This window comes from Marinifilum breve (assembly GCF_003202155.1).
GTDB lineage: Bacteria > Bacteroidota > Bacteroidia > Bacteroidales > Marinifilaceae > Marinifilum > Marinifilum breve.
On the sequence record NZ_QFLI01000001.1, the window covers coordinates 873,336 to 886,202 of the forward strand.

Annotated in this window: 7 protein-coding genes; all 7 read right to left on the bottom strand. The window is 39.1% G+C overall.

Translation table 11 applies throughout. The annotated features are described in order from the left end of the window. Window positions 1–16: 16 nt before the first annotated feature. The 7 genes from DF185_RS03565 to DF185_RS03595 all read right to left on the bottom strand — a co-directional run bounded on the left by DF185_RS03565 (window position 17) and on the right by DF185_RS03595 (window position 12,735). A complete protein-coding gene (locus DF185_RS03565) occupies window positions 17–1,510 on the bottom strand; it encodes a sulfatase family protein (protein ID WP_110359328.1) in 1,494 nt (497 codons plus the stop codon). 55 nt (window positions 1,511–1,565) lie between these two features. Further along, a complete protein-coding gene (locus tag DF185_RS03570) occupies window positions 1,566–3,062 on the bottom strand; it encodes a sulfatase (RefSeq protein ID WP_110359329.1) in 1,497 nt (498 codons plus the stop codon). 51 nt (window positions 3,063–3,113) lie between these two features. Beyond that, complete coding sequence (locus DF185_RS03575) at window positions 3,114–4,562, bottom strand: sulfatase (RefSeq protein WP_110359330.1); 1,449 nt, start codon at window positions 4,560–4,562, stop codon at window positions 3,114–3,116. 84 nt (window positions 4,563–4,646) lie between these two features. Further along, complete coding sequence (locus DF185_RS03580; protein ID WP_165835930.1) at window positions 4,647–6,113, bottom strand: sulfatase; 1,467 nt, start codon at window positions 6,111–6,113, stop codon at window positions 4,647–4,649. A 166-nt stretch (window positions 6,114–6,279) separates the two neighbouring features. Beyond that, window positions 6,280–7,893: a hypothetical protein gene (locus DF185_RS03585; RefSeq protein ID WP_133249941.1), complete on the bottom strand. Its 1,614-nt coding sequence runs from the start codon at window positions 7,891–7,893 to the stop codon at window positions 6,280–6,282. A gap of 90 nt (window positions 7,894–7,983) precedes the next feature. After that, complete coding sequence (locus DF185_RS03590) at window positions 7,984–9,534, bottom strand: RagB/SusD family nutrient uptake outer membrane protein (protein WP_110359333.1); 1,551 nt, start codon at window positions 9,532–9,534, stop codon at window positions 7,984–7,986. Between the two features lie 21 nt (window positions 9,535–9,555). Beyond that, window positions 9,556–12,735 carry a SusC/RagA family TonB-linked outer membrane protein gene (locus DF185_RS03595; protein ID WP_110359334.1) on the bottom strand — a complete coding sequence of 1,060 codons (3,180 nt, stop codon included), beginning with the start codon at window positions 12,733–12,735 and terminating at the stop codon, window positions 9,556–9,558. Window positions 12,736–12,867: the final 132 nt, after the last annotated feature.

Sequence of the window (12,867 nt, forward strand, 5' to 3'; positions counted from 1 at the left end):
CTAATTTTATTCTTTGTTAATATTGATTCTCATGACGATAATCCCCCCAACGGTATTTTACTGTTCGCTTTAAAGGAATATTCATACCATCGGTATTTTCCAACCAATCATACAACTGATTGGCCAAATCTTTTACCAATTCCTGATGCTCTGGCTTATCAATCAGGTTGTACATTTCGTCAGGATCATTTTTAATGTCATACAATTCATTTCTATCCCAGACACCATGATAGCGAATGTATTTGTATTGATCGGTACGAAGACCAAAAACGGTTGGAGTCATTGGAAAATCATACTCCCAATAGTATTCATAGAAAATACGATCTCTCCAATTGCTTTCATCACCTTTCAGTAATGGTGTAAATGAATGTCCCGGCATGTATTCGGGCTTATTCAATCCAGCCATTTCCAGTATAGTAGGCGCAACATCAATATTTTGCACCATTTTTTCTATTGTTTTCCCTCCTTTGAAAAGTTCAGGACAACGAACTAGGAAAGGAACTTTAACCGACTCTTCGTAGAAATGTCTTTTATCAATCAAACCATGCTCTCCCCAGCTAAAGCCATTATCTCCCATGTAAATTACCATAGTAGATTCATCAAGGCCATGCTGCTTAAGATAATCAAAAACGGCACCAATGCTCTCATCAACCCCTAATAATGTCTCACAATATTTCTGTACCATTTCATTAAAATCGGCATTTCCATGGTACATATAATCAACACCATGCCAACTAATGCGCTGCTGCTTTACCCATTCCGGCCATTTTAAATCCTGGTATTCACCATTTTTAGTCTGGATGAAAGTAGGAGGCAATGTAATTTTTTTTCCTTTGTATCTGCCTTTATGTCTTTTGGCAGGCTCAAATTCTGCATGCACTGCCTTGTGCGATAGATACATGAAAAAAGGTTTATCCTTGTCTCTGTGATCCAACCAGTCGATGGCATGTTCAGTCAACAAGTCAGTAATGTAAGTTGAGTCCTTATACTGAATACGCTCTCCGTTAATATTCAATTCGGGATTGTAATAGATTCCTTGCCCTTTGAAACTTTCCCAATGATCGAATCCAGGTTGTGGCTTATCACCATGGTCACCCATATGCCATTTTCCAAGGAAAGCCGTTTCGTACCCTGCCTTTTGCAGGTATTGTGGGAAATAAACAAGATTGCCCGGATCTGGTGCATAATTATCTACAATTGTATGACAATGCGAATACTGACCGGTTAAAATAGATGCACGACTTGGCGAACACAAAGAGGTGGTAACAAATGTATTCTTGAAATGAGCACCTTCTTTAGCCAGTTTGTCCATATTAGGTGTTTCCAGCCAAGGTACTTTCCCTGTAAAGCCCATAAAATCGTTACGGTGATCATCGGTCAAAATGAAGATCACATTGCGTGGCTTTTGTTTTTTAATTTTTTCCAGCTTTGGCAGTTGCTGAGCTTGGGCCGTCATATTAAAGCACATACCCAGCGCTAAGCCTGCAACTGCATATTTAAATCCATTCATTGATTGAGTTTTTTATGTATTTCGTTACAAGTCCTTAGTTATTTGTCGATAATTACTAATGACAATGTACCTTTTTACCTTTCTTGCCTTTGCCTTTCCCTTTCTTCTTGCTTTTGTCCTTCTTTACTTTTTTAAAGGCGTCAATTTCTTTCTTCCAGTTATGAAGGGTTTCCAACATCTCTGCCGTTTTCTTAGGCATTTCTTCACTTAAGTTATTCGCTTCAGAAATATCTTCTTTCACATTGTAAAGCTCCACTCGTCCCTGGTCAAAAAATTCCATCAGCTTATAATCGCCCTGGCGAACAGCACTACAGTTAGAATCGCCAGTTGAATGAGGTCTTCCGGTTGGTGAATGCCAGAAAAATGCACGATCAGGGTTTGGATTTGCTTTGTTTTTTAATGCCCAAACAAAGCTTTCTCCATCAAGGTGAGCTTCAGGATGCAATGGCAATCCGGCCATATCAAGCATTGTTGGGAAAAAGTCTGATCCGATAATCACAGCATCCGTTTCTGTTCCAGCTTTGGTTACTCCTGGCCATCTTACAAGCATAGGCTCACGAATTCCACCTTCATAAAGATGTCCTTTTCCAGCCTTCAATGGGGTATTGGTAGTAGCCAATTGACGCTGATTTGTTCCTCGATTCGACAAACCTCCGTTATCAGAAAATAAAATGATAATGGTATTGTCGTACTCTCCCAACTCTTTGAGGGTTTTCACCAAACGGCCCAAACTCTCATCCATGCTGTAGATCATGGCTGCATAAACAGCATTATCCTGACGCATTTTTCTTTGCCCCGTACCCTCGCTGATATACTCAGGTCCATCGTAATGCATTGTTTTTAATTTCTTTCTGAACTTTTTCACATACTCCTCTTTCGCCTGAAAAGGGGTATGAACAGCATAATGCGATACGTAGGCAAGAAATGGTTTATCTGGTGTTTCCTCATGCTGCTTTTTCAAATACTGAATGGTTTCATCAGTCAATCTATCGGTAAGATACTCACCCTCTACTCCATCATCCAATCCATGAATAGGACGCTCCTTACCCGGCTTACCACTCTTCCTAACATTATATGGATAGAAATAAGATGTAGGTGCCCCTGCGTGACCTCCGCCAATGTTAATTTCAAAACCTTGATCTTCCGGTAAACTTTCATTGGAAGCCAAATGCCATTTCCCGGTAAAATAAGTTGAGTATCCAGCCTCTTTAAATGGCACAGCTAGGGTAGTCTCTCCTCCTTTTAATTGCTTCTCATTTGATCCTGGCACCCAATCTCTGGCCGGGTATTTTCCTGTTATAATAGAATAGCGCGATGGCAAACAACGAGGGTGACTTACATAGGCATTTGTAAATTTAACCCCTTCCTGTGCCAACTTGTCAATATTTGGTGTTTCATAGAATTTTGATCCCTGATAACCCGTATCAGTCCACCCCATGTCATCTATCAGGAAATACAATATATTTGGTTTTTCCTTCTTTACAGCCATGGCACCCATGGCACCCAATAATCCAAGTCCTAAACAGGATAATGATTTTAAATTCAAATTCATTATTTAATATATTTTGCAGTTACTACAACTAGTACTTTTGTCACTATAAAATTATTCCTTTATATACGCATTCACTTCTTTTTTCCAGTCTGTGAGTTCCACTAAGAGTTCTTTAACCAGTTTAGAATTTTCACCTGCTATATTGTCTTTCTCTTGAATATCTTTTTCCAGATCGTACAATTCAATTCGACCTTCATCATACCACTCAATCAGCTTGTAAGGCCCTTTTCTAATGGCGCTACAATTCTCATCTCCTGTTGCATGAGGGCGAGAAATTGGTGAGTGCCAAAAAATAGCCCTATCCTTTTTTGGGACTTTAGCCCTGGTAAGAGCCCAGGCAAAACTCTCTCCATCAACATGAGCTTCCTGTTGTAATGGCAAGCCAACCATTTCCAGAATCGTAGGAAAAAAATCCGTTCCCGTTACAATTGCATCAGACTTTGTTCCTGCCTTGGTAACTCCAGGCCACTTCACAATCATAGGTTCCCTAACTCCCCCTTCATACAAATGTCCTTTTCCTGCTCGTAATGGATAATTGGAGGTAGCTACCCTTCTAGGCCTAAAACCTCTGTTCGACAAACCTCCATTATCAGAGAAAAAGATGATGATGGTATTATCAAGTTGCCCCAGCTTTTCCAATGTTTTGGTAATCCTTCCCAAACTTTCATCCATGCTGTAAATCATGGCAGCATAAACCGGATCGTCTTGCCTCATTTTAGTGGTTCCAGTTCCTTCTTCAATGAATTCAGGTGCTTCGTAGCTCATGGTCTTAAGTTTCTGTTTAAACTTATTCACATATTCTTCCTTGGCCTCCAAGGGTTCATGAACTGCATAATGAGATACATATGCCAGAAAAGGTTGATCCGGATGATTTGCAACCTGACTTTCAATATATTCAACCGTTTCTTCCGTAATCCTGTCTGTCAAATATTCCCCTTTGGTTCCTTCATCCAGACCTTCTATCGGATTCTTTTTGCCTGCTTGTTTTCCTTCATTGTAAGGATAGAAGTACGAAATTGGTGATCCTGCATGGCCTCCTGCAATATTGATATCGAAACCTACATTCTGTGGGTATGTTCCTGAGGTTGCCAAATGCCATTTACCGGCAAAAAAAGTAGAATATCCGCCTGCCTTTAGAGCATCAGCCAAACAAACTTCATCAGCCTTTAGCTTGCCTTCATCTCCAGGTCGAAGTTTCCCCTCGCCCGGTCCAGGCATTTGTGCCCTTGCGGGATATTTTCCTGTAATCAAAGAATACCTTGAAGGCACACACCTTGGGTGCGTAGCATAGGCATTTGTAAATTGTACTCCCTGCTCAGCCAGTTTGTCGATATTGGGAGTCTCATAGAATTTTGAGCCTTGATAGCCTACATCCATCCACCCCATATCATCAACAAGAAAGAACAATACATTTGGTTTTATCTCTTTCTTTTCAGGAATACAGGCTGGTGTTAATCCCAATCCTATCATCCCGGTAAGCAATATATTTTTGTAATTCATTTTTTTGATTTTAAGACTTAGAAGATATAAAAAACCAACAGGTTTAATCTTATCCAAAATTGTATTTGACAGCTCAGTGAGCAATTAATGATTGTACTCTTTTACTGTACTTTTACTCTCCTTCATTGTCATATTCGCATTTACATCCTTGCGCCAGTCCTGAATTAGTTGCAATAGCTCATCACGCTCTTCAGGTAGTTTGTCGGCAAGGTTCTCACTCTCCATAATATCATCTTCCACATTATACAATTCCAAAGAATCTTTCAGATAAAAATCGATAAGCTTATACTTGCCCCTTCTTACTGCTGTGCTATTGTAGTCTCCTGTTCTTAATGGTCTGGCCAAACAGTTGTGCCAGTAAATTGCTCGTTGTGGATTAGGGTTCTGTTCTCCCTTCAATGCCCAAAGAAAACTTTGACCATCTAAATGATCCTGTGGGCGCAAGCTCATTCCACTTGCCTCCAGAAAAGTGGGAAAAAAGTCTGTTCCCGTAATCAGTGCATCGCAAACGGAACCTGGTTTTGTCACTCCATTCCATTTTACGACCAAAGGAACGTGCACTCCCCCTTCATACAAATGACCTTTACCAGCTCGCAATGGATAATTTGAGGTAGCCAATGGACGAACTTCCGTTCCTGTATTTGATAATCCTCCATTGTCAGAGTAAAATACTACAATCGTATTGTCCATTTGTTTTAGGTCTTCCAATGTTTTCATAAGCCTACCTAAACTCTCGTCTACACTGTAAAGCATGGCAGCATATTCAGCATTGTCTTGCCTCATTTTAGTATAACCATGACTTTCTCTGATAAATTCCGGCTGCTTAAATTCAATGGAATCCAATTTCCTTTTGAACTTTTCAATGTACTCTTTCTTAGCATGAAAAGGCTCATGCACTCCGTAATGAGACAGGAAGGCAAAAAAAGGCTGATCCGGATGATTGCCAACATGTTGCTTCAAATACTCAATTGTCTCGGTGGTTAATCTGTCGGTAAGATATTCGTCTTCATGACCATCTTCCAGTCCTAATATAGGTGTTTTAAACTGGTGATGTGCAGGCGAATTATAGGGGTAAAAGTAAGAAATAGGTGCTCCTGCATGCCCTCCTGCAATATTGTAGTCAAAACCTTGATTCTCCGGCATACTTTCTCCTCCCATCGTAAGATGCCATTTGCCTGCAAAAAATGTAGAGTATCCAGCTTCCTTCAAACCTTCTGCAACAGTTACTTCTTCAAGCTTCATTTTCCCTGGCCCCGGACGGTTTATTCTTGCCGGATATTTCCCAGTCATTATTGAATAACGGGATGGGACACAACGCGGATGGCTAACGTAGGCATTGGTAAATTTTACCCCCTGAGATGCCAGCCTATCCATATTTGGGGTTTCATAAAAATCCGACCCCAGATAATGGGCATCCATTCCCCCCATATCATCCACAAGAAAGTAAAGGATATTGGGCTTAACTTCCTCCTGATGAACGGAACAGGATTCTGTAGCTGCCAGTCCCAGTAAGCCAGTTAACAATAGTGAGGAGTTTTTTAATCGTTTCATGATTAGATTGTTCTGGTCTATTTTGAAATCAATCCTTGAGATGGATCTCAAAAAAAGTTTTAAAAAAAAGGAGAGGATGATGGAACAAACCATCCTCAACTCTCCTTTACTTATTCATTTCTTTTCAAGTCATCTTTCCGATTACCTAAAAAGATCTTCTATTCGATTATTCTTCAAAAACAGGAGCTGTTTTCTTCACAACTTCAATCTTTACAGCATTGAAGCAAGCTCTTGTAAAGCCTGTTGCTGGTGTAGTAGATGTTACTCTCCATTGCAAGTATAACTTGTCTTGAGCAGGATCATCAATTACAAATTCTGTTTCGATCTGTTTAAAATCTGTTTTATAATTATTTACAGCCCACTTGTCACTATTGTCATCAATTAATAAGTTCCACTCGGCATCAACAAAGTTTGAATTGTCGATAAGTTCTGTTTTGGTATATCCAAAATAAAACCTTCTTAACACATTATCCGACTGAATTTTACCAACTGAAGTTTCTCCAAAGGAAACCTTCATTTTTCGGTAAGTGCCATCCATATCAACTTCGCGCAATAATGGAGCATCAATTTCCAGATTCTTACCAAGATTGAAAGACCATCCGTAGGCAACAAAACCTGTACCTCCATCAGGTGAATGTTTGTATGAGATAAACTCAACTGCAGAAGCATTTAACTTGCTTGTTTCGAAATAGGCATACTGGTCGTTCACCGGACGAGATTCTTTATCTGCATAAGCCGATACATCTATATCATCAAATGCAATTTGCTCCCATGAGTTAGCAACAGTAATAGTGAACAAATCAGTATAATTCACTTCAAAGCCACCTTCATCAGAAACAATAATACTAACAGCATAAGTTCCTTCATCTAGATTTTTATCTTCTGGAAGTGTAATCTCTCCCGAATTGGTATCAATATCTAAACCTTCAATATCAGTATCCTTAAGTTTATATTCTAAGCTAGTTCCCAAATCTTCCGTTTTACCTCCAATTGCGGCAGTAAAGCCAGACCATGAAGAGATTGTTACGTTTGTAAACTGTACTCCATTGTTTGTGTAATACAATTGTGGTCGGTCACCTACGGTCAACTCAACAAGCTCAGTAAAATTCTTAACTCCTTCGTTGGTTTGAACTTTTAGTGACAATTGGTGCACTCCTGCCGGTACATTCTTAGAGGTTTTACTCAATGCTCCCGTTGTACCATTAATCTCGATACCTTCCGGAGCCTCCGTTAATTCATAGCTTAATACCTCAAGGTTTTCATTGTCGCTACTTACTGCAACTGTAGCAAATTCTCCCAACTGACCGAAAGCCAATTCAAACTGGTTGGTATTGTAAGCAATGGTAAAAGGCAAATCAATAATATCGATGGCAGCAATATTTTCAAAAACTTCTACTCCACCAATATGGCTAACACCAACGCTGAAGCTGTATCTGCCAAATGCCAATTCAGAAGCACTCTTCCCATTTGTCGAGCTAATCGATATCACTCCGGTTTCAGAATCAATGCCAAACAAATCGGATACGGCACTAATATCTTCACCACTATCGGTACTAACTCCTGCCAAATTAAAAGAATAATCACCTATGGCAACATTTACATTTGCCTCTGCGGTTTGAATCAACTCTTTAGGTCCTGAGGCCACTGTTTCATATTCTGAAAGAACTGGTAAGGATAGTTCTTTTTCTAATGGACTAATTTCACTTGAATCATCACAAGCTGTAAAAACAGGTACAAGCAATGCTGCAAACATGAAATATGTTCGTATATAATTCTTCATTTTTTTCAGATTTTTTTGGTTAGTGATGAATATGCGTTGGTACTAGCCAAAAATGACCAACACATATTCAATCATACATTCGGACTTGTTTTAATATCCAGGATTTTGATCTGAGGCAGAAATATTAGGATTCGCCGTAATTTCAGACGCTGGAATTGGGAACAACATTGTTCTCGCATTGTCTGCATATTCAACATCTCTTGATTTATTAAAATCATAGATTGGAGTATTGTTATGCGCGTCAATCACTTTTTCTTTGAAATAATCATATCCTCTTCTGCGAACATTGAACCAATCGTGTCCTTCACCTAACAACTCAAAATTGTATTCTGCCATAATTGCTTCTCTGAATTGTTCCTGGCTCAAGCCAGTCCAGTCTGTTGGTTCAGCCGAAGGTGCATCTGCCGAATTTCTTGCACGATCCAATACTTCGTTCACATATTGATATGCATTGGCAGGTCCATTCAGTTCATTCTCTATTTCAGCCAGCATCAATAACAAATCGCTGTAACGATATGCTACCAAATTCATATTTGTATTATAATTTAAAGATTCTGGGTTCTTTATGAAATATTTGGCAAGAAAGGGATAACTTTTATCCTTATTCTGTCTGTTTTTGAAAACAGGATAAGTTTTCTGAAGTGTAGCTTTTCCTGCAGAATTGTATTTGTACCACTCAGTCTGGAAAGTTGCTCCAATTCTTGGATCGGCAGAATAAGCTGCTGCATGCTGGTCATACATTTCCACATTAGGCTTAATTCTTCCCCAAACACTTCTCCCAAGATTACCATTACTGGCCGTGAAAAGTTGTAGGTGACGAAGTGTATTTTCAACATTTCCTGCAATCTCAAAAATAGATTCAGAAGTATAGTTGCTGGTTTCTTCGAACCAAAGGCTACGATAATCAGCAACCAATGAGAATTTTCCATACACTTCGATTGCTTCATTGTAAGCTAACTGCCAATATTCTGTTTCTGCACTGGTTTGATTAGCTGCCAGAGTCATATACACTTTTGCAAGTAACATGTTTGCAGCATAAGTTGTTGGGCGACCATCAAGTCTAAAATCATCCAGGTATTCTTTAGCCTTGTTGGCATCAGAAATAATTTGCTCATAAATTTGAGCTGAAGAACTTAATCCTGCATTTACATTTTTACTGCTGGCAGGCTCGATACGTAGTGGTGCTTTACCGTACAAACGAACAAGATTAAAGTAAGTAAATGATCTTAGGAAGTAAGCTTGTCCCAATATGTCCTTGGTAGCATCTTCACTTAAACTGCTCTTGTTTATACCTGCAATTAAATCATTGCAACGTTCAATGGTTCTGAAACATCCTTTCCAAACATTCTCAACGTAATTTTGAGAAGAGTATGGATTTAAAGCTGCAATATCTTTTAGGTTTGCATCTTTATTGGTGTTGTACATTCCCGAACCCAAATCGGTAAGGTGATGGAAGTCTGCACCCCAATAATTAAAATCAGCTAATCCGGAATAGCAACCATTTAAAACAGTATTCGCTCCTTCAATATCCGAAAAAAGTAATTCTTCTGAAGGAAAAGTTGGATCTTCATCTAAGGAACATGCTCCCAACATTGCTCCTACCAAGATGAAAGAAAGTATATTTTTTATCTTTAATTTCATAATTTTTCGTTTTATAGATCCTTAGAATGTTACATTTAAACCAACCAAAAAGCTTTTGGCATTAGGAGTGCCTGTCCAGTCAACTCCCATAATGGTTCCGTCGTACATAAAACTTGTTACCTGCGGATCGTATCCACTATAATCTGTAATGGTAAACAGGTTGCGTCCTGTTACATATAGGTTCACTTTGCTAAGACCAAGGGATTCTACCGGAAGATCATAACCTAAAGTGATATTGCTCATTCTGAAATAGCTACCATCTTCCACAATACGATCGGTGAACACCTCATTTAGATCGTAACCAACTCTTGGGTGAGAACTGGATGCTGCTCCCGGACGCCATGCATTATAATATGCTTCGGAAAGTACATTTTTACTGTTTCCTTCTGCAAATGCAATCTCCATTGAGTTACCATTGGCAATCTGGTTGCCATAAACTCCCTCGAACAATGCACTGGCAGTAAAGCGCTTGTAATTAAAATTGATATTAAAACCATAAGTAAAATCAGGATTTGGATCCCCAATAAAGGTTCTATCCAATTCATTGATATTGCCATCACCGTTCTGATCAACAAAAACAACATCACCTGCTACATTAGCATTTCCCTGGTATGTTGGTCCTTCTGCTGCCGCTGCCTCATCCTGATAAATCCCATTGGTTTTATATCCCCAAAGCATTCCAACAGCTTTACCTTCCATAAAAATATTGGCAGGAGCTTTAAAATATGTTCCTGTAGAAACGTTATTTCCAAGGTAGAATACCTCTTTCGATTCAACTCCATTGTTCCATACCGAAGATGGATCCAAGCCCAATTCAACTACTTTATTTCTGTTAAAGGAGATATGACCACCAACATTTAATGAAATGTCTTTTTTATTGATAATAATTCCATCAAGAGATAGCTCAATCCCTTTGTTTTCAATCTCTCCTCTGTTAATTGGCATTGTTGAAAAACCATTGGAAGAACCAATTTGAATTTCCTGCAAAAGATCTTCTGTTCTCTTATAGTAAACATCTGTTACCAGGCTCAAACGACCTCTGAAAAATGACATATCCAAACCTGCATTGTATTGGGTAGTTGTTTCCCAGGTCAAATCAGGATTTGAAATGTTTCCTGCTACATTTCCGATAGATGTATTATTATTGGAATCTACATAGTATACCGTATTGTAGTTTTTAAGTGTACTATAAGCATCAATGGCCTGGTTACCTGTTTGTCCCCATCCCATTCTCAATTTTAAATTCTCAAAAACGTTTAGGTCTTTCACAAAATCTTCTTCAATTATTCTCCATGCAAAAGCAGCTGCCGGGAAGTAACCATACTTGTTTCCATCGGCAAATTTAGAAGATCCATCGGCACGGAAACTAACAGTAAATACATACTTATCCATTAAGCTATAGTTCACACGACCCAGGAATGAAAGAATTGACTCTTCGGTTGTGATCTTATCCAATGGCTGGGTAATAATACGTCCCAATTCAGGAGCATCTATCCCTAATGATTTAATTGGAAAGTCCGTAACCTCATATACCGAAGCTTCTGCATGACTTCCATCGAAGGTAACACCAACAGTAGTATTGATACGGTGGTTATCATTCAACTTTGTATTGTACATCAATAGGTTATCCATTGTATAAGAATAGCGATCAAGGGTAGACATGGCCAACACTCCATTTTCCTTCTGTCCTTTAAATACGCCTGTATTCCAAAATCTTGACCTGTCTTTATTACGATAGTCCAATCCTCCCTGAATCTTATACTTTAATCCTTTTGCCAATTCGTAAGTAAGCGATGATGAAGCATTAATCCTAAGCTCCTTGGTTTCATCCTGGTAATCAGTAAGCCAAGCATATGGATTTGAAACATCAAGATCAAGATCATCACTATCTTCATCTCCAAAACCTACTAGTGGAGTATATGACAATACCTGCTTGGTAAAGCTTCGGTTTCCTCCCGATTTACTTCCTGATTGTGCAAAACTTCCATCCTGGTACATCATGGAAACTCTGGTATCCAACTCTAACTTATCAGTTAGTTCGTTGGTCATATTCAATCGAAGGTCTCCTCTTTGAATTTGCGAAGTTTCAACAATCCCTTTCTGATCAGCAAAACCAGCAGAAAAATAATATTTCGACTTCTCACCTCTACCACTAACAGTTACACCTTCGGTATGAGTAATTCCCATTTCATATACTTCATCCTGCCAGTTTTTATCCTCCATAGGATTCTGCGCAATAACCGGAGATTCTATTCCTGTATTAGGATCCGTTACATAGGTAATGTCATACACTTTATTGTCAGGAGAAATATGGAAGTTTACTTTATTTCCTTCCAACAATGCAGTTTCATTACGATATTTCGCATATCCCACACCATCGAGCATGTCTAACTTCTTCGAAATCCATGAAAACTCAACAGAACCATAGGCATTAATTTTTGCTTTGCCATCGCCTTTTTGTCCTTGCTTGGTAGTAATTAAAACTACACCATTTGCACCACGGGAACCGTAGATTGCTGTTGCCGAAGCATCTTTTAAAATTTCGATACTTTCAATATCACGAGGATTCAAACCTGTCAACCCATTCTGAGGAGACTGAAGCTCATTGGCGTCAGTAGAAGCATCCAATACATCCTCACCTGCAGAACTAATAATGACACCATCAACCACATACAATGGCTCGTTGTTTCCACGCAAACTGTTTGTACCTCGAATACGAACACTTACCGCTGCACCTGGAGAACCCGGATTAGATACTACCTGTACACCTGAAGAACGTCCTTGCAAAAGAGCATCAACACTGGAGTATTGTCTGGCAACGTTTTCGGACTCTTTTACTTTTGAAATAGAACCAGTAACATCACGTTTGCGAACTTCACCATAGCCTACAACTACTACCTCTTCCAATGATTCGGTTGATTGTTGCAACACTACATCAATCACCTTCTGGTTTCCTACAGGAATTTCCTGACTTTCAAAACCAATAAAAGAGTAAAGTAAGACCGCTTCTGTTCCCGGAACATCAATCGTGTATTTTCCATTAATATCGGTAGTAGTACCAACAGATGTACCTTTTACCAATACATTTACACCGGGTAGGGTCAACCCGTCAGTTCCGCTTATTGTTCCTGTTATTTGGCTTTGTGCAAAGGATTGCAGCCCCAAAAACAGAAATAAAAGAATAATTTTAAGTCGTTTCATTGAAATTTAGATTTAATGTTAACAGTTGCTAAATTCGCTATCCCACAATCGAAACGGGTTCATTCATAGTTCTAAAAGCTTAAATTACCGTTCTCTCCATCTTATCCCGAAGCAAACCTTCAATGGTAACAA